Source organism: Shinella sp. GW835-FHT14H05, from assembly GCF_058793575.1.
This window is the reverse complement of record NZ_JBXAFY010000021.1, coordinates 24,053-51,038: the sequence shown is the minus strand read 5'-3', so window position 1 is coordinate 51,038 and position 26,986 is coordinate 24,053. Positions and strand designations below refer to the sequence as shown.

The 26,986-nt window shown below is 62.6% G+C and carries 24 protein-coding genes; 5 read left to right on the top strand and 19 right to left on the bottom strand.

Annotation, left to right across the window (positions count from 1 at the left end):
- Window positions 1-156 precede the first annotated feature (156 nt).
- Both AC1Q6Z_RS32145 and AC1Q6Z_RS32140 read left to right on the top strand, forming a co-directional pair.
- Complete coding sequence (locus AC1Q6Z_RS32145; protein WP_492650339.1) at window positions 157-300, top strand: hypothetical protein; 144 nt, start codon at window positions 157-159, stop codon at window positions 298-300.
- A 138-nt stretch (window positions 301-438) separates the two neighbouring features.
- Complete coding sequence (locus tag AC1Q6Z_RS32140) at window positions 439-891, top strand: hypothetical protein (RefSeq protein WP_492650338.1); 453 nt, start codon at window positions 439-441, stop codon at window positions 889-891.
- 51 nt (window positions 892-942) lie between these two features.
- On the opposite strand, the gene AC1Q6Z_RS32135 is transcribed toward AC1Q6Z_RS32140, so the two are convergent.
- From AC1Q6Z_RS32135 to AC1Q6Z_RS32095, 9 genes are all read right to left on the bottom strand, one after another.
- Window positions 943-1,338 (bottom strand): HD domain-containing protein, encoded by a 396-nt coding sequence (locus AC1Q6Z_RS32135; protein ID WP_439631806.1) that lies wholly within the window; start codon window positions 1,336-1,338, stop codon window positions 943-945.
- Window positions 1,339-1,420: 82 nt separating this feature from the next.
- On the bottom strand, window positions 1,421-1,840 hold the full coding sequence (locus tag AC1Q6Z_RS32130; RefSeq protein ID WP_492650337.1) for a hypothetical protein: 420 nt from the start codon (window positions 1,838-1,840) through the stop codon (window positions 1,421-1,423).
- Complete coding sequence (locus tag AC1Q6Z_RS32125; RefSeq protein ID WP_439631802.1) at window positions 1,830-2,090, bottom strand: type II toxin-antitoxin system prevent-host-death family antitoxin; 261 nt, start codon at window positions 2,088-2,090, stop codon at window positions 1,830-1,832. Before AC1Q6Z_RS32125 ends, AC1Q6Z_RS32130 begins: the two co-directional genes overlap by 11 nt.
- A 63-nt stretch (window positions 2,091-2,153) precedes the next feature.
- A complete protein-coding gene (locus tag AC1Q6Z_RS32120; RefSeq protein ID WP_492650336.1) occupies window positions 2,154-3,095 on the bottom strand; it encodes a DUF2493 domain-containing protein in 942 nt (313 codons plus the stop codon).
- 325 nt (window positions 3,096-3,420) lie between these two features.
- On the bottom strand, window positions 3,421-4,455 hold the full coding sequence (locus AC1Q6Z_RS32115) for a DUF7146 domain-containing protein (RefSeq protein ID WP_492650335.1): 1,035 nt from the start codon (window positions 4,453-4,455) through the stop codon (window positions 3,421-3,423).
- Window positions 4,456-4,467: 12 nt separating this feature from the next.
- Window positions 4,468-8,940: a strawberry notch-like NTP hydrolase domain-containing protein gene (locus AC1Q6Z_RS32110; RefSeq protein ID WP_492650334.1), complete on the bottom strand. Its 4,473-nt coding sequence runs from the start codon at window positions 8,938-8,940 to the stop codon at window positions 4,468-4,470.
- A 117-nt stretch (window positions 8,941-9,057) separates the two neighbouring features.
- The gene (locus tag AC1Q6Z_RS32105; RefSeq protein WP_492650333.1) at window positions 9,058-9,369 is read right to left on the bottom strand and encodes a hypothetical protein; all 312 of its coding nucleotides are present in this window, start codon (window positions 9,367-9,369) and stop codon (window positions 9,058-9,060) included.
- 118 nt (window positions 9,370-9,487) lie between these two features.
- The gene (locus tag AC1Q6Z_RS32100; RefSeq protein WP_439631792.1) at window positions 9,488-9,673 is read right to left on the bottom strand and encodes a hypothetical protein; all 186 of its coding nucleotides are present in this window, start codon (window positions 9,671-9,673) and stop codon (window positions 9,488-9,490) included.
- A 316-nt stretch (window positions 9,674-9,989) separates the two neighbouring features.
- The gene (locus tag AC1Q6Z_RS32095; RefSeq protein ID WP_492650332.1) at window positions 9,990-10,634 is read right to left on the bottom strand and encodes a DUF8835 domain-containing pootine; all 645 of its coding nucleotides are present in this window, start codon (window positions 10,632-10,634) and stop codon (window positions 9,990-9,992) included.
- 309 nt (window positions 10,635-10,943) lie between these two features.
- Between AC1Q6Z_RS32095 and AC1Q6Z_RS32090 the strand changes: the two genes are divergently transcribed.
- Together AC1Q6Z_RS32090 and AC1Q6Z_RS32085 are read left to right on the top strand one after the other, a co-directional pair.
- Window positions 10,944-12,134, top strand: coding sequence for a DUF1173 domain-containing protein (locus AC1Q6Z_RS32090; RefSeq protein WP_492650331.1), 1,191 nt, complete (start codon window positions 10,944-10,946; stop codon window positions 12,132-12,134).
- A gap of 92 nt (window positions 12,135-12,226) precedes the next feature.
- Window positions 12,227-12,436, top strand: coding sequence for a hypothetical protein (locus AC1Q6Z_RS32085; RefSeq protein ID WP_492650330.1), 210 nt, complete (start codon window positions 12,227-12,229; stop codon window positions 12,434-12,436).
- 30 nt (window positions 12,437-12,466) lie between these two features.
- Here AC1Q6Z_RS32085 and AC1Q6Z_RS32080 read toward each other — a convergent pair whose 3' ends face one another.
- From AC1Q6Z_RS32080 to AC1Q6Z_RS32035, 10 genes are all read right to left on the bottom strand, one after another.
- A complete protein-coding gene (locus AC1Q6Z_RS32080) occupies window positions 12,467-12,859 on the bottom strand; it encodes a hypothetical protein (RefSeq protein ID WP_492650329.1) in 393 nt (130 codons plus the stop codon).
- A gap of 676 nt (window positions 12,860-13,535) precedes the next feature.
- Window positions 13,536-14,726, bottom strand: a complete 1,191-nt coding sequence (locus AC1Q6Z_RS32075; protein ID WP_492650328.1) for a DUF932 domain-containing protein — start codon at window positions 14,724-14,726, stop codon at window positions 13,536-13,538.
- A gap of 208 nt (window positions 14,727-14,934) precedes the next feature.
- Window positions 14,935-15,066 carry a hypothetical protein gene (locus tag AC1Q6Z_RS32070; RefSeq protein ID WP_492650327.1) on the bottom strand — a complete coding sequence of 44 codons (132 nt, stop codon included), beginning with the start codon at window positions 15,064-15,066 and terminating at the stop codon, window positions 14,935-14,937.
- Window positions 15,063-15,485 (bottom strand): hypothetical protein, encoded by a 423-nt coding sequence (locus AC1Q6Z_RS32065; protein WP_492650326.1) that lies wholly within the window; start codon window positions 15,483-15,485, stop codon window positions 15,063-15,065. The genes AC1Q6Z_RS32070 and AC1Q6Z_RS32065 overlap by 4 nt, the downstream gene beginning before the upstream one ends.
- 167 nt (window positions 15,486-15,652) lie before the next feature.
- The gene (locus AC1Q6Z_RS32060; protein WP_492650359.1) at window positions 15,653-16,066 is read right to left on the bottom strand and encodes an antirestriction protein; all 414 of its coding nucleotides are present in this window, start codon (window positions 16,064-16,066) and stop codon (window positions 15,653-15,655) included.
- Window positions 16,066-16,545, bottom strand: a complete 480-nt coding sequence (locus tag AC1Q6Z_RS32055) for a UCP036055 family protein (RefSeq protein WP_492650325.1) — start codon at window positions 16,543-16,545, stop codon at window positions 16,066-16,068. The genes AC1Q6Z_RS32060 and AC1Q6Z_RS32055 overlap by 1 nt, the downstream gene beginning before the upstream one ends.
- A 77-nt stretch (window positions 16,546-16,622) precedes the next feature.
- Complete coding sequence (locus AC1Q6Z_RS32050) at window positions 16,623-18,767, bottom strand: ParB/RepB/Spo0J family partition protein (protein WP_492650324.1); 2,145 nt, start codon at window positions 18,765-18,767, stop codon at window positions 16,623-16,625.
- Between the two features lie 455 nt (window positions 18,768-19,222).
- Complete coding sequence (locus AC1Q6Z_RS32045) at window positions 19,223-22,483, bottom strand: error-prone DNA polymerase (RefSeq protein ID WP_492650358.1); 3,261 nt, start codon at window positions 22,481-22,483, stop codon at window positions 19,223-19,225.
- The gene (locus tag AC1Q6Z_RS32040) at window positions 22,480-23,994 is read right to left on the bottom strand and encodes a Y-family DNA polymerase (RefSeq protein WP_492650323.1); all 1,515 of its coding nucleotides are present in this window, start codon (window positions 23,992-23,994) and stop codon (window positions 22,480-22,482) included. Before AC1Q6Z_RS32040 ends, AC1Q6Z_RS32045 begins: the two co-directional genes overlap by 4 nt.
- Entirely contained in the window at window positions 23,912-24,670 is a 759-nt protein-coding gene (locus tag AC1Q6Z_RS32035; RefSeq protein ID WP_256119103.1) for an ImuA family protein, read from the bottom strand. The genes AC1Q6Z_RS32040 and AC1Q6Z_RS32035 overlap by 83 nt, the downstream gene beginning before the upstream one ends.
- Window positions 24,671-24,887: 217 nt before the next feature.
- Here AC1Q6Z_RS32035 and AC1Q6Z_RS32030 point away from each other — a divergent pair, with 217 nt between their 5' ends.
- Window positions 24,888-26,957 carry an ATP-dependent helicase gene (locus AC1Q6Z_RS32030; RefSeq protein WP_492650322.1) on the top strand — a complete coding sequence of 690 codons (2,070 nt, stop codon included), beginning with the start codon at window positions 24,888-24,890 and terminating at the stop codon, window positions 26,955-26,957.
- Window positions 26,958-26,986 lie beyond the last annotated feature (29 nt).

Below are 26,986 nucleotides of genomic sequence, written 5' to 3'. Positions count from 1 at the left end.
CAGACCATCAGGCCGTAATCCGCGCGCCGCGCCATCTCGCGGTCTTTTTCGGCATGAAAGGCGTAGCCGTGCGCGCCTCCCAGCGCGGGCCGATGATATGCCGCCCAGTCGCCCCAGATTGTTGCGCGGCTCGCTGCTGGCATGGAAGACGCCGACATGCTCATAGCCGTCGCCGGCGAGCAGGCTCTGCGCCTCCGCATCGGCTCCGGGCGCATCGCCGACCAGCACGCCATGCTCGGCGGCGATCATCGCGCCGATGCGCGCTATCACCGGTTCCGGCAGCTCGAATATGTCGCGTGATCCGCCTATGAATATCATCGCCATGGTCGCTCTCCTTTTTCCACCAACAGACCTGCCCCCTCCCGGCCCGCCTCTCCCTCTCAGCGACCGCGTCGTCTCGAAGGAGCGAAACGGCGAAGCCGTTCCGCGGGCCGGCAGATGGTGAAGCCGGCCTTCGGCCGGCGTTTGCTGCGCGGAGAGAAAGCGGGAACCAGCCGCGCCAGACGTTCGCTCGGGATCTACGGCGATGACCTTCACGCCAGCTTCGTAGCTGTCATACGGATGTCAAATATTGACATTGACCTCACGGGGGTGGAAATCTGGAACGACAAAGCCAGCCGGGAGGGCGCGGCCATGACCACCAACCTGCATGTAAGTTTTCCCGTTGAAATGCACGTCTTCGTCGACATGCGCGCAGACGGCGAGAACCAGGACGCGACGTCGAGCGAAAATATGCGTGAGCTGATCCGGGAGGACGTGGCGCGCGAGGAAGACCGTCGTTATGCGGTCCGCTCATTGTTGAAGGCGGAGGCAGAATTCCGGCGCGGTGAGATACTTCCCCTTTCCGCGCTGGATGCCGTTGACGCGGAACTGAACGAAGAGCGGGGATAGTACCCCCACGCCACCTTCTTCTGCCTGGCGATCCTATCCCTATATGTCGCTCTAATTCTGCTCCAGCACCTTCAATGCTGCCTCATACCGCGGACGAAGGTGTTCTGCGCCAGGGCGAAGGTTGTCGCGGATGTCGGCAATTTTCACCAATCGAGCGTTCGGGTTTCGCGCCACACGATCGATAAACTCCTTGTAGCTCTCCTCGCTGCGCCGGGTGAGCGCCTCGACCGCACTGACGACAGCCTGCGGGAACCGGGCATCGAGATCGGAAAGCGTTGTATCTGTGTCCTCGACAAGGTCGTGCAACACGGCGATCACCTGCAACATCTCGTCCGAAAATGTTGAGGCCACCCGCAATGGATGGAAGATATAGGGCGCGCCAGTCTTGTCGGTCTGTCCGTCGTGCGCGAGTGCAGCTATGGTTATGGCATCTCGGAGCATCGTCATGTTTGGTCTTTCGATGTGCTGGAGATGCGGTTACGAGAAGCGATCGCACGTGGAGACTAGACTCCAAGGCGTACGCATCGGGTCAGTCGAGACGGCTTACACGACGTCCGGAGTTGCGTGCGCTTCCGAAAGCGGTCGCGATCTTCATCATGAATGTCTTGCTGAACCGCCCAAGGGTTTTTTTGTCGGGCTCAATGTACCAAGAACGCTCGGCGATGTCGTAGTTATACTCATCGACGATCACCCAGCATTGCTTGAGATCGCCGAGACCGGCGCGCCGGCACTCAATTGCGGAAACCTCCAAGGCAATCCGATCGGCCTGCGGCGGTTGTGTCGTAATGGCGAGAAGCACCAAATGAGTCAGGCCATCATTGGCACCACGCACGGCAACGACGACACAGGTCGGACGGGCCTTTCGGCCTTCGGTTTCACCGCGCTCGTTCTGCCAAGCCCAGAGATATGGATATGTGATGACCTCACCGGGTAGATATTCACGACTCATTATCATAGCCCTCACCGCGCGCCAGCCGGTCGATTGCCAAACCGAACAATTCTTCGTGCTCGGCGGGCATCTGCGATGCACGATGTACCTGGCGCAGATCGCCGCCAGTGCGCATGCGCTCGTAGTGTTCATAGCTCATGAGTACGAATCGTGGTTTCCTGTGCTTCGTGAGCACCACCGGTTCGCGGGCGGCGGCGTCCGTGACGTCACCGACCTGCTTGTTGAGATCGCCTGTCGTAAAGTGCCGCATAATCTTGCTCCTTCATGGATCTCCATAATATCCATATTTCCCAGATTTGCAAGAAAACGGCGCTCACGCGCCGTCTCCTTTCAGTTCCCAGACGGTGATGCCGAAGCGGCGGGCCTTGTCGCGAAGGTTTTCGGTGATGCCGGAGCCAGGGAAGACGATGACGCCTGCCGGCATCACGGAGAGCATCTCGTCGTTGCGGCGGAACGGGGCCGCTTTCGCGTGCTTGCTCCAGTTCGGCTTGAAGGCGACCTGCGTCACGTCGCGGGATTCGGCCCAGCACGCAGCGATGCGTTCAGCGCCCTTCGGCGAGCCGCCGTGCAGCAGCACCATGTCGACGTGCTTGGCAAGCGCCTTGTCGAGTGCGGCCCAGATCCGCTCGTGATCGTTGTAGTCCAGGCCGCCTCCGAAGGCGATCTTGGTGCCGGCCGGCATCAGAACCTCGGTCTCGGCGCGCCGGCGGGCGGAAAGGAAGTCTCTGCTATCGATCATCGCCGCGGTCATGTTGGCGTGATTGACCTTGGAGCCGGTTCGCGGCCGCCATGTCGAGCCGGTCTGGGCCTCGAAGAGGTCGCCGGCGAAATCGCGCATGAACTCGAAGGCGTTGCGGCGCTCGAGGAGCGAGATGCCCTCCATGATGTGGCGTTCGAGCTCGACGCTCTTTACCTCCGAGCCGTCCTGCTCGCGCTGGCCGTTGCGCTGGGCGTCCTCGTTGCGCTGCAGCTCGCGCTGGATGCGCTCGCCGGCGCGGTGGAAGAGATTGACCGTCGACCAGAGCATGTCTTCGAGATCGGGTTCCAGGCGCGTGTCGCCGAGCATTTCGAACATGGCGTCGAACATCGCGGTCAGCGCGGACTGGACGACCGGCTCCTCGGGAAGCGGGCGCGGGTCCGGCTCGTCCTGGAACGGACGATAACCGTAGACCTGCATCTCGTAGATGATGCGGTCGGTCGGGGACGATGCGTGGTGGGGTTCGGTAGCGGCATCGATGGGAAGCAGGACGTTCATGCTGATCTCCGTCGGTTGGGGCCGCGCCTCTCGCGGCCTGACGGCGATCCCTTCCATCCGGCGAGCGGGCCGGAACCGCGGCGCTCGCGCCGCGGCCCAGCGCAGCGCCGGGCCGCCGGGATAGGTTTTTTGCTTCGCGAGGAGCGCCGGCTCCGCCGGCGCGGGGAAAAAACTTAGGCCCCCGGCGGTTGGAGGCCCGAACGCCTGATGGTAAGGGTCGCCTCTCGGCAGGCTCGCGGGCGCGCGCTCCTCCGCGCGGCGACCGGCATGCCCTGCCCTCCCCTCCGCCGCTCCCACCCCGCCGCATCTCCCCATCGCGGCCTCATCACGACGGCAGGAAGACGGTTGCGTCCTCCGGGGCAAGCTGTACCCGGAGACTGGCGATAAGCCGGTTCGGGTCCAGCCGCAGATCGTCGTTGAAGTCGCCGAGTTCCGGGGCGAGCACCAGCGGCAGGATTCCGCGGGCCTGCGCCCGACGGCTCAATCGCTCGATGCCGGTCCGGCCAGCGGCGTCGGCGTCCGCGGCGATGTAGAGGCGCACGCAACCGGGCGGCAGCTCGAAGGCAGCGAGGTGATTGGCCGTCAGCGCCGACACCATCGGCATGCCGGGCATGACATGCGACAGCGACAGAATGCTTTCGAGCCCTTCGCCGGCGGCCATGACCGATACGGGGCGGTGGACAGGAAAGGCGAAGCGGACCGCATTGCCGAGCAGACCGCCAAGAGCGCGGCGCGGATCCTCGACCTGTGCCTTGCCGCCACCGTCGGGGTCGAGCCAGGTGCGATGCACGCCGGTGATCGTGCCGCCGGGATCGGTCACGGCTGCAATCAGCGCGGGGAAGCTGTGCGTCTGGCCGGTCTGGAGATCGCGATAGTAGCAGGACGGGTGATAGCGAAGCGCCGGATGCATGGATGCGCGCAGGATCCCCCGCTGGCGCAGATAGCTGTCCGCCAAGGTCCCCGCCAACGGCTGCGTCATGCGGAAAAGGCGCTGCGCGCGCTCGTCTGCCGGTCTGTCGACCGGCGGATCGGTTCGGGCGTCGCCCCTGCGGGACGCCGCCGGGGCGGGTTGCGGAAGGCTGAGAAACCGTCGGGCTTCGTCGGCAACGTCGCGGAAATCGACCAGCCCGCAGGTCTCGCGCACGAGATCGAGCAGGTCGCCATACTCGGCCGTGGCTCCGTCGGCCCACCGGCCCGCGCGCGGGCCGGTCAGGTGGACATAGAGCGACTTGCCCTTGCTGTTGGCGGTATCGCCGACGATCCAATAATTGCCGGCCCTGTGGCCGGCGGAGAGGTAGTGCCGGCAGACCGCCTCGGCATCGCGCGCGAGACGGTTCGCCAGTTCGGAGGCCGAGAGCATAACGGGCCTCCCTCAGTGCCGGCTGACGACATCGAGCAAGCGATGGCGCTGCATCAGGCGTGAAAGGATCGTAGCGCCTTCATCGGTGACCGGAATGAAGAAGCGCAACTTCCATGCGATCATCTCCGAGAACAGCCCAATGGCGCGCAACCAGTCACGCATGCCGTCCGTAAAGCCGGTCAATTCGACGCGATTGTCGTTCATGACCCGGACGCGGCGCACCGTCATCTCACTGGCAAGGCTGATGATGGAGGAGCCATCGACCACCGATCTCCACGCCTGCTCCGGGTCGAGCACCTCGCTCCGGTCGATCCCGAAATTGTTGCACAGCCGGGAGAGGCCGGTCGGGGCGATCACGCGGCCGACGATGCGCTCGCCATCTTCGGTCTGCAGGCGATAGACCCGGCAATAATCCTGCGGTAGCAGTTTCCAGATCGGCAGCAGCAGGCCCGACACGACATGCAAGGTCGAGGTCGAAAACTCCGGCACATTGGCGACTTCGGCATTCCAGGCAGCGGCGAAGACCTGTTCGTCCGCCTCCTCCCAGTTCGTCTCTTCGAGATGGCGGATCTCGAAGCGCAGTTCGTCCATCGGACGGATCAGCGCGACGCGCGGCTGCAGCGAGCCATCTTCGAGCATGATGGAGCGCGTCGGGGCCATGACCGCGGCGCGTGCGGACTTTGCGTTGATCATCAGCTTCGCGCGCGGGTCCTGCGCCACTAGACGGAGGACATCCTCGATGGGCATCGGCCGGTTGCGGTCCATGCGCTCGATGGTCAGCAGGTGCGACTGCGCGCCGGTGACCGGATGGGTGTAGACCAGCTTGCGATCCCTGAGCGTCATGCGATCGGCGGTCAGCGTCTCCAGGCCCTTGTCATAAACGCCGGCGGCAATCGCGCCCTCGATGCGGGCCGCCAGCAGTTCCTCGAAAGACTCGAACAGGACGTTTTGCATGGCGATGGTCAGCGCCAGCATGCGATTGAGGAAGGTATGGATCGGCGGCAATTCATCCTTCAGTCCCCCTTCCTCGTCGCAGAGCGAGAGGCCCGTGATCTTCTCGAAGGTCTCCAGCGAGCATCCGGCGACCGCGCCGCCATGGACGCGCTTGTAAAATTGCCGCAGCGCATCGCGGGCGTATTGGGATTCGAGGTTATCCTCGCTCCGGAACATGCCCTGGCCGCCGGTCTGGCGCTGGCCCCGGGTAATCGCGCCGAGCGTGTCGAGCCGCCGGGCGATCGTCGACAGGAAGCGCCGCTCGGCCTTGACGTCGGTCGCGACCATGCGGAAACGCGGCGGCTGGGCCTGGTTCGTGCGATGGCTGCGGCCGAGACCCTGGATCGCGACATCGGCGCGCCAGCCGGCTTCGAGAAGATTGTGCAGGCGCTGGCGCTGGTTCTTCGCGCCGAGATCGGCATGGTAGGAGCGCCCGGTTCCACCGGCTTCCGAGAAGACCAGAATTGGCTTCTGGTCATCCATGAAGGCGCGCGTCTCGTCGAGATTGGCGCTGCCCGGTCGGCTCTCGACGGCGAAGCGGGCAAAAGCGCCGTCACCATCCCGGCGAACGATACGACGGGAGCGCCCGGTGATCTCGGCAACCTTGTCCGCCCCGAAATGCTGGACGATCTGGTCGAGCGCGGTCGGGATCGCCGGCAGACTGCCGAGCTTTTCGAGCAGATCGTCACGGCGGGCAGCGGCCTCACGGCAAAGGACCGGATTACCGTCGGCGTCATAGACCGGCCGGGAGAGGAGCGTGCCTTCGCTGTCCGTGTATTCCTCGAAAAGCTGGGTCGGGAAGGAGTTCATCAGGTACTCCGCGACGATCTCGCGCGGGGTGACGTCGACCTGAATGTCGTTCCATTCCGCCGTCGGGATTTCGGCAAGCCGCCGTTCAGTTATCGATTGTCCCGTCGAGATGAGCTGGACGATGGCGGCATGGCCGTCCGCCACATCCTGGTTGATCGTGCCGATGAGGGTCGGCGTCTTCATCGATGTCAGGAGGTGATTGAAGAAGCGTTGCTTCGTGCTCTCGAAGGCGGAGCGCGCCGCGGCTTTAGCATTCTTGTTGAGCGTTCCAGTCGCCGACGTGATGCTGCAAGCCTCCAAAGCCTGATCGAGGCGATTGTGGATCACCTGATAAGCCTCGGCATAGGAATCGTAGATGCGGACCTGCTCCTCGGTCAGCGCATGTTCGAGGATCTCGTATTCGACGCCCTCGAACGACAACGAGCGAGAGGCGTAAAGCCCCATCGCCTTGAGGTCGCGGGCGAGCACCTCCATGGTCGCGACGCCGCCATCCTCGACGGCGGCAATGAACTCGCTGCGCGTGGCGAAGGGGAAGTCGGCGCTGCCCCAAAGACCGAGCCGTTCCGCATAGGCGAGCGACTCGACCTTGGATGCACCGGTCGCCGAGACATAGACGACGCGTGCATCGGGCAAGGCGCGCTGAAGGCGAAGGCCGGCGCGGCCCTGCTGCGAGGCCGCCTTGTCGCCACGGTCGGATTTGCCACCCGCGGCATTGGCCATGGCATGGCCTTCGTCGAAGACGACGACGCCGTCGAAGATTCTGGCTTCATCGGCTGCGCCCTCTTTATCCTCACCCTCACAGAGCCAGTCGACGATCTGCTGGACGCGGGAGGACTTGCCCTCGCGTTCGTCCGTGCGAAGCGTCGCGAAGGTCACGAACAGGATGCCTTCGTCCAGCTTGATCGGCTTGCCCTGCCGGAAGCGCGAGAGAGGCGTGACTAGCAGCGTCTCCTGACCAAGCGCGCTCCAGTCGCGTTGGGCATCTTCAATCAAGGTCTCGGATTTCGAGATCCAGACGTGCCGTCGGCGGCCCTTCAGCCAATTGTCGAGAATAATGCCCGCGGCCTGGCGACCCTTCCCGGCTCCCGTGCCGTCGCCCAGAAACCATCCTCGACGATATCGCACCGCGCCTTCGGTTTCAGGGCTTACGGCTGTGAGATTGTCGAAGGAGGCATCGACTTTCCAAAAGCCGGCGAGATGGCCCGAATGGGCTTCGCCGGCATAGATCACACTTTCGAGCTGGGCGTCCGAAAGATCGCCGGTGATGATCACATTCTTGGGGAGGTGCGGCCGATAGCTGGGCTTGGGCGGGGCAACCGACGCCATGGCGACGGACTCGACCAGATTGTCAGGATGCGGCTTGGCGTCCGGAATGCGGATAGCCCGCAGCTCGTAGGGTTCGTAGATGCCATCGGCGACATCCAGCCGCGCCGACGCCGCCGCATCGCGCAGCTCGTAGCCGAGTTCGACGATCTCGTCATGGACAGGCGCGGGGGCCAAAGCCCCCCGGTTCGGTGCGCGGGGAGAGAGCGCGGGGCTCGACCGCAATACTGTGACAGCAGCAGGACGTAGCGTCTGGGCGACCTTGCGCGCAGCCATTTTCGCGGCGCAGGCGCGCAGAATGCCGTTGGACAGCGCGCTTATGGCGTTCGCTGCGGTCGACGGCGAGCGCGGCGGCAGGCCCGAGATCCAGGACAGCAATGTGGTGAGGTTGGGTGCGACACCGCGGCTTTCGACCAGCTTCCTCGGATCGGCCGCCGCAATCTTGTCGATGACCGTCAGCCGCGTTTCCATCGTCGTGCCATGACGGGCAAAGACGCTGCCGGCGATCGCGGCGCTGAACTCGACCGTTCCGCGCTCCTGCAAGCGAACGAAGGCGTCACGCCATTTCGGATTGTCGGGAGAAAGGCTGGAGCCGGTGATGGCAACCAGGCGGCCGCCTGGCACAAGACGGGCGAAAGCCGAGGTGAGATGCCGCCACGCTGCATCGGCCATGCGACCCTCGACATGCACACCCGCCGAAAACGGCGGGTTCATCAGAACGACGGTGGGACGGGCGACGCAATCGAGATAGTCGTCGAGATGGGCCGCGTCGTGGTGCGTGACCGATGTCTTGGGAAACAGATATTCGAGGAGGGAGTGTCGGACCGGCGCATATTCGTTGAGAACGATGCGCGCGTGGGCGAGTTCGCCGAAGATCGCCATGAGACCGGTCCCGGCGGACGGCTCGAGCAGGACGTCGTCCGCCATGATCGAAGCGGCCCGCGACGCGACATAGGCGAGTTCGACAGGCGTGGAAAACTGCTGGAGCCTCTGGGTTTCCTCGGATCGGCGCGTGTGCGTCGGGTTGAGTACCGCGAGCTTGGTTAGGATGGAAAGAGCCGCCTCCGGCGTATTCATCCGGGCCGAAATGGCCGAACCGAATTTGCGCAGGAAAAGCACCTGTGCGACTTCCGTCGCTTCGTAGGCGTCTTTCCACGACCAGTACCCTTCAGCGTCCGAGCCGCCGAATTCAGTGGTAAGGACGGCGCGCAGGTCCGCCGATGTGATGGAATGGCCGGCTTCGAGAAGCGGCAGGAGCACACCCCCGGCAGCAAAGATGTTGCCTGCGCGGCTGCGTTCTTCGAGTAAGTGGGGCTTGCTGGCAAACGGGTTCGCGGCGAAGGAGGAAGGAGCGTTCATGGGAAACCTCATCGAGAGCGGGAAAGAGCGAGCCGCCGGGCGCTCTCCAAGCCCGCCAGGCCACTCCTTTTCGGCCCATCTCTCCCTCTAAGCGGCGCAGGCGGCGGACCCCGGCCTTCAGCCGGGCGCGAGACGGAGATGTCCGAACGCCGCGACGCCGGCGACCGAGACTTCGTGCAAGACGGCCTTGCCGCCGGCGGCGATCCATGCCGCAGCTTCGCCGACGGACAGTTGTTGGACATGAAAGAAGTTGCGCTCGGCGCAGAGGCGCTGGCGGTCGAAGGCGTCAGGATCCGCGAAGGCGTAGAGTGTGTCGCCCGGACCGTCCCAATAGACGATGGCGAAACACACCGGCGCGACCACTTCGGACCGGAAGTTCAGGAAGACCGGCGTGGCGGTGGGTGGGCAGGCGAGGATAGACAGGCTCATGTTGCTCTCCTGAAATACAGAAAAGACCCGGCGCTCCCTTCGGAGTACCGGGCCAGGATTGAGGACACGAAGAGAAGTTCGAGGGCGAAGCGACGGCCGAAACGGACGGATCGGGCGTCTAGCTATGCGTGTAGCCGTCGGCCTCTATGCATAGCCACATCCCGCACCATGGCAGTGCGATGGCTCCGTCCGCAGCGGCGACGGGAATGGCCAGCGTCCGGAATGCGCGATAGGAGAGGCCCTGATCGGCCTGTTGCCATTTCAGGTGAATGGCGCGGCGTTGTGCTTTCGTGATCGGGATCATCTGATGCCCTCCTCTGTTGTTCGGGAACTCGCCTCAAGACTTCGTCGTCGTTGGCCTCGAGCAGCATAAGGATGCGGCCGCCGACGGCGACGCATTCATTGAGCCAGCAATGGTCAGCTGCGGAATGTCGACCGAACCGCTTCACCGGGACATAGACGATCGTGAAATGCGGATATCCGGTCGCCGGATGTGACGCAGGGTGCCAAATGCCACCGACTTCGTCGCGGGAAGGTGCGCTTTCACTACCCTCAGTCGCGCCGCCTGGCCCGCAGCCCCCTCTCCCTCGCCTCAGGGTCGGAAGGGACAACCTCTCGGGTCAGCCGAAACGAAGACCGGAGACGGTGAAGCTGTAAGCGTTGGCAACGATGGTTTCGTCGATCATTTCGTTGGAGTTCAGCGCATTGTATTCGCTCTCGAGTTGGCGATACAGCCATCGGGCAAGATCGCGCAAAGCCTCGATGACTGTATCCTCGGCATCATGGGTCATGTCCTGATAGGTCGGACTTTCCCTCTCGATGGAGATCGCCAGGCAATATTCGTGATAGTAATGCCTGCGATGGCTGGCTTCGGCTCGAAGCTGATAGAAGTTGCGGCGCTGGATCGCTTGCAGGTTATCGGCAATCGCATGTAGCGCGGTATCGTTCGGCGCATGGTCACGAATCGCGCGGGGCGCCCCCTTTCGATAGGAATAATAAGCCTGGAAGCACGCACCGTCTCCTTGCGACCAAAAGCCGGTGAAGTGGATTAGCGGCTCAACTCGTGTGCCGCCGCCAACGAGGCGGGCAGGTGACGTCTTGAGGCGAACGCCCAGGCACTCGCATATCCGGCCGAAATCCTCAAAGACAAACTCATACCAGTCGTAATCAAAGCCGCCCTCGCGATACCACGCACGAGCCTTCTCCTTCGCTTCTTCCGACAACTCGTCGAACTGGTAGACGGTGATTTCAATAACTGCGGGCATGCGAGCCTCCTGGAATGCGGAAGCCCGGCGCAGGGCCGGGCTTGATGGGGATAGACAATGCCGGCGATCGCCAGCGGCTGGAATGGATGGCGTCTCGTAAGGGGCGGCGGAGAAACCTGCTTCAGCCACGCGCTGCATGCCACATGGACAGCTTTCTTCTGTGGCCCGCTTCTGCTCGCGGGAGGGTCGCGCTGCGCCAATCGCTCGGCCGGTCAGATAAACCGTCGTCGCGGCATTTTACTATGCGTATTTTTAATAGTATAACGCCGCCGCGCCGTGTAGGATTTGGCCTGAGAAGGGGGAGCGACAGTGCGAACATTCACGATCGGCGACAAGGTGCTTTCGGAGAACTCTCTGGAATTCCGGGCACTTCTTCCTCACGCATATGAAGAGCGGCTTCGCCCGATGTGCATGTGCAGGCAGCCGGCGGTCGCGATGTACATCGCCCGACTGGATGATCAGTATGTTGTCAAACGCACGCCGCTATCGGGACGCGAGCACGACCCGGCCTGCCCTTCCTATGAACCGCCATACGAGCTTTCCGGGCTTGGGCCGCTCATCGGCAGCGCCATCCAGATCGACGCCAGCGGCAAAGCCGATCTGAAGCTCGATTTTTCCCTGACGAAGCGGGGTCCGCGCGCTGCGGCCAGCACACCGACGGAACAGTCGGAACCAGGTATTCGCAGCGAGCCGCGGAAACTGTCGCTCAAGGCTATGCTCCACTATCTCTGGGAGACCGGCGAACTGACGGTATGGCGTTCAGTCTGGGCCGGCCGGCGCGGCTGGGGACGCGTCCGCACCAGCCTGATCAACGCAGCGTCGCAGATGACGGCGAGAGGCGGACCGCTCAGTGACATGCTCTATGTGCCGGAGGTCTACCAGGCGGAGGACAAGGACGGCATTGCTGCACGGCGCGCGACCGCGCTGAAAAGCGTGCAGGCGACAGGTTCGGGACCGCGCAAGCTGATGATGATTGTCGCGGAGGTGAAAGAGTTCTCTCCGGCCCGCGAGGGACAGAGGATCGTCGTGCGGCATATGCCTTTCCACCTGATGATCGAGGATTGGGCATGGCGGCGGCTGGCAGCCCGCTACGAAACCGAACTCGAACTGTGGCGCTCCAGCGAGGCGTTCCATCTGATCGTCATCGCCACGTTCGGCATCTCGACCTCCGGCATCGCATCGATCGAAGAGGTCGCGCTGATGGTTGTGAACGAGCACTGGTTGCCCTTCGAGGACATCAACGAACTGCGACTGCTGGAGAAGCTTAGCCATCTGAAGCGGAAGAGCGTGAAGGGCCTGCGCTTCAACCTTCCGCGCGACGCGCCGATCGTGTCGGTGACCCTGCCCGAACAAAAACCCGCGCCGGTGGCAATGTTCATCGTGCCCGCGAGCGCCGGCGACGAATACGAGCGCACGCTTGCAGACATGATCGAGACGAGACCGGAGATCACACCTTGGGTCTGGCGTGTCGGCGATGGCGAGATCCCTCGACTTCCCTGATCATGGACTTCCCGGCGTGAACCGTTGACAGGCTCCCGCGAATAAGAACAGCTGCCGGAAGACAGTCATCTGCCACATTCAGCCGGAGCATCATGAAGCCTGAGAAAAAGCCGTTCATCGTCGAGTTCAAGAATAGGCGGCGCCTCCCCCGGAAAGAACCGTCGATCTGGGGGCGTATCGACCTCAAGGCCGCCAGCGACGTGGTTGAGATCGAGCAGATGAGCAACGAAGTTGCGCCGATGATCAACGGGCAGTCGCCGGAATCCGAGGCGACACCGACGCCGGTCGGGATCAGTGCCTGATCGCGTCGGGCACCAGCTTCGGAACCCCAATCAGGCTTTCGAGACAATGAGCTTGTCGCTGGCGAGTGCTTCGGCCGCAACGTCACGACGCCGGCCAGCGACCGCCGACATGACGGTTTCGAGGAATTCCTCGGGTTCGCCATCCCGATGTGGCCCGTATTCGGACCAGTCCAACGCACCGACGACAGCGGGAATGAAGTCGAAATCGAAGGTAAATCCGCCTTCATCCAAAGCATCCGAGAGAGCGGTGTAAGCTTGCTCTGCAAGAGGTATGATCGCCACGACATGAGTCCGCATCGCCTGCCAGCCGGTCGCATTCCACAATTCGGACATGCGGATAACGCCATCGGGGACCGAGCGGTGGTCCTCGTGAAGGCCGCGGAAACAAAGCATGGTTTCCCAGATGCGGAGCGCCGTCTCCATCTCGCCAACGGTGAAAGAACGAAATGCGGCGGTGACTGGAGCACCGCCATCAGGGCAGGCGGCGAGACCGGCGGAACGAGTGCGCGATCCTGCAAACGGAACCGATTCAGCAGATCCTCGCTGGTCGCGTGATGGATGCCCTTGCCGGTGATGAGGGACACGGTGGCGCCATAGGTCTCCAGCCGCTGTGTGGCATGATTCGTCCATTGGATCACCGTGACCTCTGGCAGGCTCGGTGACCGCGCGACAATATCATGTACTATGAACTGCCAAGGAAATTCGCTCAGATCGATATCGGCAGCGATATCATCGCCGTCCGGCGAGGTCGGCAATAGCGCGAGAATGCGGCTGCCGATGAAGGCATTGAGTGCGCTGTCTGCCTGTGACGCCGAGGTGCGAAAGGCGCACAGCAGCGCTTGCCGCTTCACACTGATCGGATTGATCGGGCCGACGTCGGTGAACAGGGCAAGCCCGGCTTCGGTCTCGCTGCATTCGAGAACGTGGGTCAGGATGAGCCGTTCGAGCGGCGTGACATCGGCAAGCGGGATTGGCGGATAGGTGTAAATCTGCGTTTCGAGAGTGGTCATGGGACTGCCTTTCAGTCGATACAAGAAACCCAGCAGATGGCCGGGCGCTGATAAGATTGAGGAGGAGGGTTTGCGGGAGCGGAAGCTCGTCAGGCCGCACTTTCGAGCAGCTTGCGAGCTTTGCCCTCCAGTTCCAGCCGGGTGTCCTGATGCGCTTTTCCACGCGCGAGCGCGGTGATGCCCTGAACAAAGTCATAGATGGATTCCGGCGGCCTGCCTTCTTCGGCAAGCACCGTGTCGATGATTTTGCCGGTTTCCGCCTTAGAGAAACCACGCTTGCGCAGGAAACTGAACCGATCCTCTTCATTGCGTGCGACGATCCTCTCGCGGGCAGCGCGGATGCCGGCGATGAAAGGCGCGGGCGAAGAATTGGCGAAGTTCGTCAGCGCCGGTGCGGCCTCATGCGCGAAGCGCTTCGCCGCGAATTTCGAGTGCCGGATGGTGATCTCCTCGAAATTTTCGCAGCCCCACAGGTTGCGATTCATGCACACGGCGCGCAGGTAGAAGCTGGCGATTCCAAGCGTTTTCGAGCCGACCTCCGAGTTCCAGGCATAGAACCCGCGGAAATAAAGGTCCGGCTCGCCGTTCGGCAGTCGTCCGGCCTCGATCGGATGCGTGTCGTCCACCAAAAACAGGAAGACATCCCTGTCGCTGGCATAGAGTGTCGTCGTATTTTTTGTGACGTCGACGAAAGGATTGTGGGTCATGGTCGACCAGTCGAGGACGCCAGGCACTTTCCAGATCGTGTCGCCGGTTCCATTCCCGGCAATGCTCATCACCGCCGAAACTAGTTCTTTATCCCAGATGCGCCCGTATTCAGGGCCGGTCACCGCGCGCAACTCAACGTGGCCGTCGTCCATTTCCAGGGTCTTGACCAGTTCGGCGCTGTGGTTGAGCAGCCCATGCTGCAGATTGATCGCCGCCAGCGGCGCGGGAAGCTGACGCATGTAACTCGCGGGCGCGCCGACAAGGCTGCACAATTGGCCGTAGCTCCAATGGGTCGGCGCCAACGGCACACGGCTGCCGGGAACGACAAGCGATAGGCGTTCGGCGTTGTCGCGTGTTGCCTCGACGCGGATGTCTGCGCTCTCGACAGTGCGAACCCGGGCGTGTTCCGTCCGCTCGCTGACCGCGCGATGGACGTCGGAGAGCGAGAGATAGCGCTCGTCATCCGGGCGAGAGAACCACTCGGACGATACACGGCCGATGCGCTCGCCGCGCGAGATGTCGACCTTAAAGCCTGACGATACGGCCGGCGAACTGGGAATCATCTTATTCATAAGTCGTCTCCTGAAACGTGAAAGCCCGGCGCGAGGGCCGGGTTGGTGGAAAGAAAAGGGGTGAAGCTCAGCGCTCTGGCGCTGGGTGGATGCGGTTGACATCAAACTCGACGTCTTCGATGACGGGTCGATGCCTTCTACTGTCACGCGATCGATGTAGATGATGGTGCGTTAACGCCGCTGATCGATCTCGATGTGTTCCGGTTGATCAGATGCCTCCATGGCGACCGTGGCGGCTGCCTTTGGCTTTCTCGATCGCTTCGACATCGCTATCGGCCTCGACGGTGAATCCGTCATAGGCGCTCAGCCAGAATCCGATTTTGACTTTGTACTTCGTCATAGCCGCTCACCCTCGGCGGGATCGTTAGGATCGCGAGCGTTTGCGAGGATCGCCTCGCCGCGCGCGACGGCGAAGACGGCACGCTCGATCCAGTCGTCCGACGCCGCCCGGCCGGCCTGGACGTCCGCGAGAAGCAGCTTCAGCAGGCCAAGCAGGATCTCGAAGTGCCGTACCTTCCGGTCGAGCGTTTCCGAAAAGTGCGAGGGAACAGGGACTGCCTGGCCGGAATAGGCGGCATCAACCCCGTTCCATACGCCGGAAACGTAAGTCTCGCCGGCGTCTTCGTAGCTCAGCTTCTCGCCGGACCAGTCATCGTCCTCGATGGCTTGCCGGCAGGCAAGCGCAACGGTCTTGGCGTGATAGGTGCGATGACGGTATGCTGGCACGCGGTAGCTTGTCTCAATGGTGTAGTCGGGCATCTCAAGCTCCTGGAATGAAAGAGCCCGGTCGCCGCCATCGCGCCGACCGGACTGGTGAAGGGGGAAACGGATCCGTGGGTCGCCAGCCAGCCGGCATGGCGGTTTGACGAAGGGCCGGTCACGCTGGCGCGGAACGCCCATGACCCGCAGTCTTGCGGAGAGCAGCTTCAGTCGATTGCCTGGAAGATCTCCGAGGCCTCGGGATGATCCGCCGAGTAGGCGTAGAGGCGCTCATATCCTTGGACGAGTGGTTCGGACTGAAACTGGAATGACAGGTGGGAGAAGGCGAACATCGTAGCGATTATGCCGGCTGCCTCGGCGGAGACCTCGCCCTGGAAGCACGTGACATCACCGGTAATTCGGAACCGTATCTTGGATCTGGGCGCGAGGAAAAGCGGCTTGCCCTGGTGCTCGTAGAAATCCCAGGAACCGCCACGATAATCGAGAGGACTGAGCCTTTCCATCAAGGCATAGACGGCATTCTCGGCGACGATCAGGTGTGAATGGCCGAAGAGGACGGGCAGGAAGTCCTGACGGGCGTTGGCAGGGACGATCACGGCGCCAGGGGTATCGTTCAATATCACGCCATCCTCCCTTCCACTACAGCGGCTGCGACCTCGTCTGCAGTCACTTCCTCAAATACGGGATCGGGATACCGATCTCCCTCCACCATGGCCCAATGCTCGGCCTCGCCGCGGCTGCGCGCGAGATAGACAAGCTCTGCTTCGAGACCCGGTCGGTCGAAGACCCGAACAGAGCCAATCGGCGGCCGTTCAACGATCGTGAACCGAAGCGGATAGTCGATATGGAAGGTGTAGAGAGAACTGTTGGCCACCACACCCGCTTCAGTGAAATCGCCTTTCAGGATGGTTATCGCCGGGAGCATTCCCGGATCTCCGCTACCACGCTTGCCCTCCTTGCCGACCAAACGGCCGCAGTTGTTGTGGAATAGCCATTCAGAGTGCAGGGGGGAGGTGCGTTTCGGCGGACGCCGCGTACCGTGGGTCCAGGCAACAAGTGCGCCGATTGGCGCGTGTTCGTAGATGGTCATGAAGGACATGTTCATCTCCATATCGAGAAACAGAGAAGCCCGGCGCGACGGCCGGGCCTCGGATTGATCGTTGTCGGTTTCGATATCTATTCGGCGGCTTCGAGATGCCCACTCTCGTCATCATCAGGATCGGAAGCCGTCTGCTCGCTATCCAACTCCTCGGTCAGGAAGGCAGGCAGCACGACATCGCCGGCTTCGACGCCCTCGTCGCCTGCGGTCACCACATCGTCCGTCTCAGAAATCCTGACCTCCTCGGAGATTTCATCGGCAGGATAGCGCAGGACTTCGGGGAGCCATCCGCTACCGTCGAGCAACCGGGCCGCTTCGCGCGCCATGTCCTGCTTCTTGAGGTGATCGATAAGTTGCGCCGACTGATCGCCCTTTGCTTCGCGAACGGCCTGCAGGATGTGCGCCTTGGTCACGCGACCCAGATAGTTGTCGACCATCGGCGTCCAGCCCGCTCCCACCATGCCGAACCCGATCGTCTGGGCCAGCTGCACAGCATGCTGGTTTTCCTTGGACCGGCGGTTCCACTGCTGGATCGTGGCGTTCAGCGACATCGACGCGCAATGCGCAAACAGCGCCATCCGGCTGTCCTGATCGAGCGCGATCAGGTAGGCCCAAACCGCATCGGCTTCACCGGGAAGATCGTGCCCCCAGTTCTCCTGGCGCTGTTCGATCTCCTTCGCCCAGACCGTGTCGGCGAGGCCCTGCGTCTTGGTCGACACCGTATGCTGCACTGTGATTTCCAAGCAAGATGCTGTGCCGAAGTGATAGAAAGTCTTCAGCACGAGAAGGTGCAGCACGGCGATGAAGGCCACCATCGGCTCGTTGGCGAGCGCATCCCTGAGCGCAAGCGTGCGGGCGGCGGTCAGGTCCTCGATGAGCCGTTCCGACAGCGGCCAGATCTTGCCGTCATCCTCGTCCGGTTCCTCGACGCCAACGCGCTTGCCGTTGATCGTCACATCACCACCTTCCGCAGCGGCGGTGTCGTCGCCATCCTCACCGCCCTGCTCGGCGCCATCGCCGGCCTCCGCATCGATCACAGGTTCATCTTCCGGCCGGACGAAGCCGCGCTCGATTCTGAGTTCACCGTTGCCGGCCAGCGAGATGAAGGCGCCGCCGCGGGCGACGTCCTCGGGATCGAGGACAAAGGGTCGCTCATTCAACGCCTTCAGCTGGGAGTCGAGATCATCGAGGTGCGCCTCCGTCTCCTCGGAATAGTCCTCGGCAGCTTCATATTCCGCGTTGAGCTTGTCGAATTCTGCCGTCAGGGCATCATGACGCGCCAGCTCCTCCTCGGTGAGTTCCGCCTGCTTGCCGTAAAAGCGGCGAAGGCCGGAAGCGTGGCCGAAGTGGAAGTCGATGGCGGAATCGACCCACTTCCAGCCCTCGTCGGTCTTCAGCGCTTCGGCATCAGCCGTCAGCTTTTCCAGCACGAGCTGTTCGAGCAGCGCCGGATCCTGAAGCCATCCGCCGTTGTCCTGCTCGAAGAGATCCCGCATGACAATGCCGCCGGCGGCCTCATAGGCTTCGATGCCGACATATACCGCACGGCGGTCGCTGGCCCGGATCGCCGTTTCGGTCAGCAGCCGGCGGATATAGTAGGGGTCGGTGCTTTGCGTGCGCGAAATCGTCTCCCAGACCTGCTCCTGCCGGGCATGATCCTTGGTGATCGAGAACGCCATGACCTGGCCGAGTTTCATCTGGTCATCTCCATAGAGTTCGAGCAGGCGGGGAGACACCGACGCCAGCCGGAGGCGCTGCTTCACCGTCGCGACCGAGATGTGGAAGCGGGCAGCAATTTCCTCCTCGTCGAGCCCCTGCTCGCGCAAGACCATCATCGCGCGAAATTCGTCCAGCGGATGAAGATCGGCACGCTTGACGTTTTCGGCGAGCGAGTCCTCGGCTTCGAGGGTCTCGCCTTCGCTGACGATGCAAGGGACGCCGGTCGTTTTGGTGAGCTGCTTCCTGTCGACCAGCAGCTTCAGGGCGCGATAGCGGCGGCCGCCAGCAGGGATGCGGTAGATGCCGGTTTCCTTACCCTCGGCGTCGAGTTCCGCGCGCACGTTGATGCTGGTCAGCAGCCCGCGGCGAGCGATGTCGTCGGCAAGTTCCTCGATAGAAACGCCGGCCTTGGTCTTGCGCACGTTCTGCTGGCTGAGAACGAGCTTGTTGAAGGGGATATCGCGTCCGACGTTGAGCGCAATTTTCTGAATGGCCTGTGCCATGTCAATTCTCCGCGGCGGACCGGCCGGAGCCTCTCTCCAGCCACCTCAATCCGCCACGAATGCCCCTTCCCCACTCTCCCTCTTCTGCCGGCCACCGCCTTCAACGCCAGCCGCTAGCGCCCGCGTCGCCGTCGCACGAGTAACTGTTCAGGCCGATCGCCATCTACTACCGCATGATGTCGATCGGCGCGCATATCTCCGTGACCGGCGTACTCCCCGTGACAAAGCCATCTTCCTGAAACAATCAGGTCGACGAAGTGCTGCATGACGTCCACATGATGGAGCGTCCGACTAGCCAGACCTCCCTGCCGCAGATGGACAACAACTATATGATACTTTGAGGCGATTGAGCCAAGAAGTCGATCATTAGGTTACAGGCACTGACAAAGCGCCAACAAGATGCCACGTACGACCGACAGATTTGCAGCCTATTGCCCGTGGGAGATACCTACGAGCTAGTGAAAATTCCGGCTCTTCACCTTGAGTCGGTCAATCAGTAGATCCGGGATGAAGATGTCGCGCGCCGGTGCGGCCGCCTTTGGTTTTTCCCTCGGATCCGGCGCGCCGTTCCCGCGAGCAAACTCATCGCCGCGCCCATGCGGCAGCGGAAACGCGTCGCCCAACTCGCCGAGCTTGCTCAAATCCTCCGAAAGGTCGAACAGCCTTTGCGCAACGAGGTGGACCACATCGCCTTCCCGCTGGATCTTTCCGTTGATCGCGATCATGGAGGCTGACAGTACGAGCCTCCGCTGCCGTTCGAACACCGTCGGCCAGACCACGGCGTTCACGATGCCCGTCTCGTCCTCAAGCGTCATGAACATCACGCCCTTCGCTGATCCGGGCCGTTGGCGAACGAGAACGAGGCCGCCTGTCATCAGCCATCGACCATCTTTTTCAGCCATGGCTTCGGCACAGGTGACCATGCGTTTGCGGCGCAGATCCTCCCGAAGGAACGAAATGGGGTGTTGCCGCAGTGTGAGGCCGACATGGGAATAATCCTCGACCACTTCGTGTCCCGCCCTCATCGGTGCCAGGCTGACGTCGGGCTCATCGATTTCGGCGACTTGCTTTGCCTCCCGCTCGGCAGCCGCCACCCAAAGCTCCAGGGGTTCGTCGCGTAGCGCCTTGATCGCCCAGAGGGCATCCCGGCGCTGAAGACTGAGGGCAGGCAGGAAAGCGTCGGCTTCCGCCAGTTTGACGAGGGAAGCCGTCGGCACCCCTGACCGACGCCAGACGTCATCGACCGACGAGAACCGATCATCCGCGCGCGCGGCAACAATCCTCGCCGCATCCGCCGTGGAGAGGCCTTTCACCATACGCATGCCGAGGCGGACCGCGTGGTATCGATGGCCATCCACCTCTTCCAAGGTGCAGTCCCAGCGAGAAGCATTGATGCAGACCGGCCGAACCTCGACGCCGTGCGCCCTGGCATCGGCCACGATTTGCGCTGGCGCATAAAACCCCATCGGCTGAGAGTTCAGGAGCGCCGCACAGAAGGCGTCTGGGTGGTGGCATTTCACCCAACTGGAGGCATAGGCGATCAGTGCGAAGCTCGCGGCATGGCTTTCGGGAAAACCGTAGGACCCAAAGCCCTCGAGCTGGCTGAACGTGCGCTCGGCAAACTCCGCGCTGTAGCCGTTCTTGACCATGCCGGTGACCAGCTTCTCCTTGAACTTCGACACACCGCCGGTGAACTTGAACGTCGCCATGGATTTGCGAAGCTGGTCCGCCTCGCCACCCGTAAAGCCCGCGCAGACCATGGCCACCTTCATCGCGCTTTCCTGGAACAGCGGCACACCGAGTGTCTTCGACAGAACAGCCTCCAGCTCCGGCGTCGGATAGTCGATCTTTTCCTTGCCCTCGCGCCGGCGCAGATAGGGGTGGACCATGTCGCCCTGGATCGGCCCGGGGCGGACAATGGCCACCTGGATTACCAGATCGTAGAAGGTGCGCGGTTTCAGCCGCGGCAGCATGGACATCTGCGCCCGGCTTTCGATCTGGAAGGTGCCGAGCGTGTCAGCTTTCCGAATCATGGCGTAGGTCGGCGGGTCCTCGGAAGGTATCGACGCAAGATCCCGGGGGTCGCCCTTGTGCTCCGCCATCAGGGCAAACGCTTTCGACATGCAGGTAAGCATTCCCAGCGCCAGCACATCGACCTTCATGAACTTCAGCGCTTCGATATCGTCCTTATCCCATTCGATCACCTGACGGTCGTCCATGCGAGCCGGTTCGATCGGCACGAGGTCATCAAGCCGATCCTGCGTCAGCACGAATCCACCCGGATGCTGGCCGAGATGCCGCGGCGCACCCATGAGCTGCTGGGCGAGTTCCAGCGTCAGTTTCAGGCGATAGTCGGCAGTGTTGAGGTTGTTTTCCTTGAGCTGACGTTCGGATACACCTTCCGACCAGCCCCATACACCCGACGACAGTTGCCCGATCATGTCCTCCGGCAAGCCGAGCGCCTTGCCGACATCACGCAGAGCGCCCTTGGCGCGATAGCGGGTGACCGTCGAGCACAGCGCGGCCTTGCTCCGGCCATAGGTGTCATAAATCCACTGGATGACCTCCTCACGCCGCTCGTGTTCGAAGTCCACGTCGATATCCGGCGGCTCGTCGCGCTCCTGGGAGATGAACCGCTCAAACAGCAGGTCGTTGGTCTCCGGGTCGATCGACGTCACCCCGAGGCAATAGCAGACGGCGGAGTTTGCCGCAGAACCCCTGCCCTGGCACAGGATGCCTTTCGACCGCGCGAAACGGACAATGGAATAGACGGTGAGAAAGTATGGCGCATAGTTCATCGTCCGGATCAATTCGAGTTCGTGCAGAACGGATTTGCGCACCTTGTCCGGCAGGCCCTCGGGATAACGCTCGGCCGCTCCCTCCCATGTGAACTTCGCAAGCGACTGCTGAGGATCGAGACCGGGGACGATTGCCTCTTCCGGATATTGGTATTGCAGTTCGGAGAGATCGAAGCGGCAGCGATCGACGATCTCGCGCGTGCGGGCGAGCGCCTCCGGATGTTTGGCAAAGAGCCGGTGCATCTCCTCCGGCACCTTCAGATAGCGGTCGGCGTGTCGTTCGCGCTCGAAGCCCACATCATCGATCGTCGTGCGGGTGCGGATGCAGGTCACGACATCCTGCAACTGCCGGCGGCCGGGCTCGTGGAAGAGCACGTCGTTCGTGACGACCGTCCTGACCTTGAAGCGCCTGGCCATGGCGGCAATGCCATGAAGCCGGACCGCGTCGTTCGGCCGGCGCCGAAGGCACAGGCTGACATAGGCGCGATCACCGAACAGCTCGGCCATCTTTCGGAGCTGCACGCCGCAGGTATCGTCGGCCTCGTCGGGCACTAGCACGCCGATCATGCCGGCCGCATATTCCGAGACATCCGCGAAATCGATCACGCAATTGCCCTTCCCGCCACGCGATTTGCCGAAGGACAGCAGCCGGCACAGACGCGAGTAGGCTTGTCGGTCCATGGGGTAGACGAGGATCGACATGCCGTCCGTCAGATCCAGGCGACAGCCGACGACAAGCCGCACACCGGTCGCCTTGGCCGCTTCCCAGGCGCGCACGATGCCGGCCAGGCTGTTGCGATCGACGATACCGAGCGCATCGATGCCCACGGCCGCAGCTGCTGCAAACAGCTCACCCGCGCTGGAAGCGCCGCGCAGGAACGAGAAATGGCTCGTGACCTGGAGCTCGGCATATCTCATCCGAACACCCCATGCAGGAACCAAAAGTGCGATCCGGTTTCGGGGTCGATGCCATCGCCGGCGCGAAAGACCCAGTAGCGCTCGCCCTGCTCGTCCTCGACGACGAAGTAATCGCGCACGGCATGGAACTCGCGCGGACGAAGCCACCATTCGCCGAAGATGCGCTCCGGTCCGTCGGCGCGAACGACCTTCCGACGCTTGCCGTGCCAAGTGAACACTGCTGGCGGCTGGTCCGGCAAAAGGGCGATGACCTCGATGCGTTCGGGGTTTGCAAACAACCGCGGCGGTCGCGGCCACTTGTTGGCCCAGGTCTGCCCGGTGGCAGGTGCCGTCGGCGAAATCTTCCTGACGGAACGCTCCGGCACGTCGGAAGCGACGGGCGCAACCCGGAAAAGCCGGTGGCCTCGGTTGCCGAGGATGTCGACGAGCGGCGTAATGTCCGCAACGTCTTCTTCGATGAGGGAAGACGCCACCTGCCGCTCCTCAAGTGGCTCGGCAAAGACAGCGACCAGAACCATCTTTTCGATACCAAAGCCCGGTTCGATAGTTTGGATACGGTCGCAGAGCAGCTTCGAAAGACGCGCCGGATCGCGGACCGGCTTCGCCAGGCCGGCGCGAAGATACTGACGGGTGTTGTCCACGCGATGGATGATGAGGTCGCAGCGTCGCGCGCCAAGGCCGTTTTCCGCGAGTCGTGTTGAGAGCTGCCCAACCAGTCGGCGGACATATCTCGCGATCGTGTCGGGTGCCCCGATGGGCTCGGCGAAACTTTTCGACGCCTCTACAAGCTCCGGGATGCGGATCGGCTCAATCGGCTCGGCGACCCTGCCAAACATCTGGTCGAGCCGACGAGCAGGTTCCGGCCCGAACCGCAACGTCAGGGGCGCGCGCGGCATGGCGGAGAGCTTGCCGATCGTATCGATCCCGAGGACCCGCAAGCCCTGGATAATCTCCGATGACAGCCGCAAGGCCACGAGCGGCAGATCGATCACCGTCTTCATGACGTGACCGACCGGAACAACCGTCGTCTGCGCGGCAAGCAGCCGGGCGAGCGCGTGCGCTGCACCCCAAGTCTCGGCAACGGCCGCCCGCGCCGTCAAGCCATGGGCGTGCAGCCTGTTGACGAGACCGGAAACGAGAAGCTCCTCACCGCCCTGGAGATGGTCGGCCCCTTCGGTATCCATTACCAGGCCATCGCTGCCATCGACGGCGACGACAGGGCTGTATTGTCGGAGCGCCCATAGAGCCAGCTTTTCGAGCACGGCTGCGTCCTCGGCCGGAGCCGCGTCGACCATCAGGAGATCGGCGACCATCGCCTGCGCCTTGCTGGCCGGCATGCCCACCCGCAAACCAAGTTTGAGAGCGATCGGATCTGCGGCGGATATCCAGCGCTTTGAGCCGCTGCGCGCTATCACGACGAGCGGCTTGTCAGCCGGCAAGGGCTCCGAAGCGTGCCGTCTGATCCGATCGATCGGCAGAAGTGGGAAGTAGACAGATACGACCCTTGGCATCGGGAGCTCCAATTTCAAACTCGGCGCACTCACCCGCCTTTACACGCATCAATTCCGCCAGCCACCGAGACCTCCCAACGCCCGCTGCTGGCAATCTTTCCGACGGCAGGGTGCTGATGCGCCACCGCGTCGTCGAAGCCGTCGGCTGCCCATAGTCCGAGGCCTCGTTCTGCCTTCGCCATCGTCTCAGCACGATGCCCATGCATCCGCTCTTCTCTGCCGCCAGTTGCAGCCGCCGCGAGGCATTCATCGGCAGGCGGACCAGTTCGGCGACCACCGCCGATAAACCGCCAAAGGACAGCCCCTCCTCGACCGCGGATAGGACGCCTTCATCCCGATCGCTTTCGCAGAACACCACGCGATCCGGATGCAGCCCAGCTTGCGAGACGGCGGGAAAAAACAAGTCGCGGCGCGTCATGCACCACAGCACCCTGCCCTTGGTTCGCGCAGCAATGCCCGCCACGAAGAGTGCAGCCGCAGCGCCATCGACCGTGCCGCCTCCGCCGCCGGCAATTTCATGAAGCGCCCCAAAGGCAAGCCCGCCACCAGGAAGGGCCTGGTCCATCTCTGGAACAGCGAATGGCAGGACGGATCTTGCACGCGCCTGCCCGCCTTCGAGCTGGCCGATACGCTCTCGAAGCTCGGCAAGCACTGGGTTGAGGGCACGGTTTGACACGACGGAATTGACGCTCCTTCAGGGGTTTCCAGCCGTTATTTAAGCTGATATGTTCCTTTTTTGTTCCTAATGCCGTTGCGAGTCAATCCACTCGAAACGGCGCTGTCAGTCATGAAGGCTGCCTTTGACAAGTCGATTTTGTGGATTCCACAAGGCCGATCAAAGGGATGGGGAAACGGAACGGGACAGGAATTTTTTCTTAGGAAAATTTGGGCAGATGACGGCAGCCTATCTCGAAAAACTGAACGACCGGCAGCGCGAGGCCGTCGAGCATGGCATTGGCCAGCCGGACGGCGCGATCGGCGGCCCGCTGCTCATCATCGCAGGTGCGGGCTCGGGCAAGACGAATACCCTTGCCCATCGCGTGGGCCATCTCATCGTCAATGGCGCCGATCCACGCCGCATCCTGCTGATGACCTTCTCGCGCCGGGCCGCTTCCGAGATGGGGCGCCGCGTCCAGCGCATCTGCCGGCAGGTGTTCGGGGACAATGCTGCGGTCATGACGGACGCCATGGCCTGGGCCGGCACCTTCCATGGCATCGGCGCACGGCTGCTGCGCATGTATGCCGAGCAGATCGGCCTCAACGTCGATTTCACGATCCATGATCGCGAGGACAGCGCCGATCTGATGAATCTCGTTCGCCATGAGCTTGGTTTCTCGAAGACGGAAAGCCGCTTTCCGACCAAGGGAACGTGCCTTGCGATCTACTCGCGCGTCGTCAACTCCGAGAGTTCGATCAACGAGGTCCTGAAGGCATCCTACACCTACGTGCTCGGCTGGGAGGAGCAGTTGAAACAGCTCTTCGCCGCGTATGTCGAGGCCAAGCAAGCGCAGAACGTGCTCGATTACGATGACCTGTTGCTTTACTGGGCGCAGGTCATGTCCGACCCGGACCTGGCCGACGATATCGGCAACCGTTTCGACCATGTTCTTGTCGACGAATATCAGGACACCAACCGCCTGCAGGCTTCCATTCTTCTGGGGCTGAAGCCCGGCGGGCGTGGTCTGACTGTGGTCGGCGACGACGCCCAGTCAATCTATTCCTTCCGCGCCGCGACCGTGCGCAACATCCTCGACTTTCCGAACCAGTTCTCGCCGAAGCCGGCCGATGTCATCACGCTCGATCGCAACTATCGCTCGACGCAGCCGATCCTGGCTGCTGCCAACGGCGTGATTGACCTTGCTCGCGATCGTTTCACCAAGAATCTCTGGACGGACCGAGAATCTGAGCAACGCCCTATGCTCGTGACCGTAAAAGACGAGACAGACCAGGCGAACTACATCGTTGAGCAGGTGCTGGCGAACCGCGAGGTCGGCATGACGCTGAAGCAGCAGGCGGTGCTCTTCCGGACGTCAAGCCACAGCGGTGCGCTGGAGGTCGAGCTGACCCGTCGCAACATCCCCTTTGTGAAGTTCGGCGGCCTCAAATTCCTCGACAGCGCCCATGTGAAAGACTTGCTCGCCACCCTGCGCTTCGCGCAGAACCCGCGCGACCGCGTCGCCGGCTTCCGCCTTCTCCAGATGCTGCCGGGCATCGGGCCACAGACGGCCGGCAAGATCCTCGACACGATCGCCGCCGATCCGGAGCCGCTTCAATCGCTCGCCGAAATCCCACCGCCGCCCAAAACAGGCTACGACTGGCCCGCCTTCGTTGAGCTGCTGTCGAGCCTTCGCAAGGCCGAGGGTGAATGGCCGGGAGAGATTGGCTTGGCGCGCACTTGGTATGAGCCGCATCTCGATCGCATTCACGAGGATGCCGATACCCGCAAAGCCGACCTCATCCAGCTTGAGCAGATCGCCGGCGGCTATCCGAGCCGCGAGCGGTTCCTGACCGAGCTGACGCTCGATCCGCCCGATGCGACCAGCGACCAAGCCGGCGTGCCGCTGCTCGACGAGGATTATCTGATCCTTTCGACGATCCACTCGGCCAAGGGGCAGGAATGGCGGGCCGTCTTCATGCTCAATGTCGTCGATGGCTGTATCCCATCGGACCTTGGCGCTGGAACGACGGCGGAACTCGAAGAGGAGCGGCGCCTGCTATACGTCGGCATGACACGGGCGCGCGACAACCTCTCGCTCATCACCCCGCAACGGTTCTTCACGCACGGGCAGAACACGCAGGGCGACCGGCATGTCTATGCGTCGCGAACCCGGTTCATTCCGGTGACGATGCTGCAGTTCTTCGAAACGACGAGCTGGCCGAAGGTGTCGGCCGCGGCCAGCGAGCGCAGCGCCCGCCAAATTAGGATCGACGTCGGTGCCCGCATGCGGTCGATGTGGACGTGAGGGAACGCGGTCTGAAGCTCATGTGGCCA

Excerpts from the sequence above, each read along its gene's own strand:
- AC1Q6Z_RS32100 (WP_439631792.1), bottom strand. The coding sequence starts at position 9,673 with ATGATCCCGATCACGAAAGCACAACGCCGCGCCATTCACCTGAAATGG.
- AC1Q6Z_RS32115 (WP_492650335.1), bottom strand. The coding sequence starts at position 4,455 with ATGCTCTCGGCCTCCGAACTGGCGAACCGTCTCGCGCGCGATGCCGAG.
- AC1Q6Z_RS32055 (WP_492650325.1), bottom strand. The coding sequence starts at position 16,545 with ATGTCCTTCATGACCATCTACGAACACGCGCCAATCGGCGCACTTGTT.
- AC1Q6Z_RS32070 (WP_492650327.1), bottom strand. The coding sequence starts at position 15,066 with ATGACGAAGTACAAAGTCAAAATCGGATTCTGGCTGAGCGCCTATGAC.
- AC1Q6Z_RS32080 (WP_492650329.1), bottom strand. The coding sequence starts at position 12,859 with ATGGAGACGGCGCTCCGCATCTGGGAAACCATGCTTTGTTTCCGCGGC.
- AC1Q6Z_RS32030 (WP_492650322.1), top strand. The coding sequence starts at position 24,888 with ATGACGGCAGCCTATCTCGAAAAACTGAACGACCGGCAGCGCGAGGCC.
- AC1Q6Z_RS32130 (WP_492650337.1), bottom strand. The coding sequence starts at position 1,840 with ATGAGTCGTGAATATCTACCCGGTGAGGTCATCACATATCCATATCTC.
- AC1Q6Z_RS32040 (WP_492650323.1), bottom strand. The coding sequence starts at position 23,994 with ATGCCAAGGGTCGTATCTGTCTACTTCCCACTTCTGCCGATCGATCGG.
- AC1Q6Z_RS32105 (WP_492650333.1), bottom strand. The coding sequence starts at position 9,369 with ATGAGCCTGTCTATCCTCGCCTGCCCACCCACCGCCACGCCGGTCTTC.
- AC1Q6Z_RS32125 (WP_439631802.1), bottom strand. The coding sequence starts at position 2,090 with ATGCGGCACTTTACGACAGGCGATCTCAACAAGCAGGTCGGTGACGTC.
- AC1Q6Z_RS32145 (WP_492650339.1), top strand. The coding sequence starts at position 157 with ATGCTCATAGCCGTCGCCGGCGAGCAGGCTCTGCGCCTCCGCATCGGC.
- AC1Q6Z_RS32110 (WP_492650334.1), bottom strand. The coding sequence starts at position 8,940 with ATGAACGCTCCTTCCTCCTTCGCCGCGAACCCGTTTGCCAGCAAGCCC.
- AC1Q6Z_RS32050 (WP_492650324.1), bottom strand. The coding sequence starts at position 18,767 with ATGGCACAGGCCATTCAGAAAATTGCGCTCAACGTCGGACGCGATATC.
- AC1Q6Z_RS32135 (WP_439631806.1), bottom strand. The coding sequence starts at position 1,338 with ATGACGATGCTCCGAGATGCCATAACCATAGCTGCACTCGCGCACGAC.
- AC1Q6Z_RS32140 (WP_492650338.1), top strand. The coding sequence starts at position 439 with ATGGTGAAGCCGGCCTTCGGCCGGCGTTTGCTGCGCGGAGAGAAAGCG.
- AC1Q6Z_RS32045 (WP_492650358.1), bottom strand. The coding sequence starts at position 22,483 with ATGAGATATGCCGAGCTCCAGGTCACGAGCCATTTCTCGTTCCTGCGC.
- AC1Q6Z_RS32095 (WP_492650332.1), bottom strand. The coding sequence starts at position 10,634 with ATGCCCGCAGTTATTGAAATCACCGTCTACCAGTTCGACGAGTTGTCG.
- AC1Q6Z_RS32085 (WP_492650330.1), top strand. The coding sequence starts at position 12,227 with ATGAAGCCTGAGAAAAAGCCGTTCATCGTCGAGTTCAAGAATAGGCGG.
- AC1Q6Z_RS32065 (WP_492650326.1), bottom strand. The coding sequence starts at position 15,485 with ATGCCCGACTACACCATTGAGACAAGCTACCGCGTGCCAGCATACCGT.
- AC1Q6Z_RS32120 (WP_492650336.1), bottom strand. The coding sequence starts at position 3,095 with ATGAACGTCCTGCTTCCCATCGATGCCGCTACCGAACCCCACCACGCA.
- AC1Q6Z_RS32075 (WP_492650328.1), bottom strand. The coding sequence starts at position 14,726 with ATGAATAAGATGATTCCCAGTTCGCCGGCCGTATCGTCAGGCTTTAAG.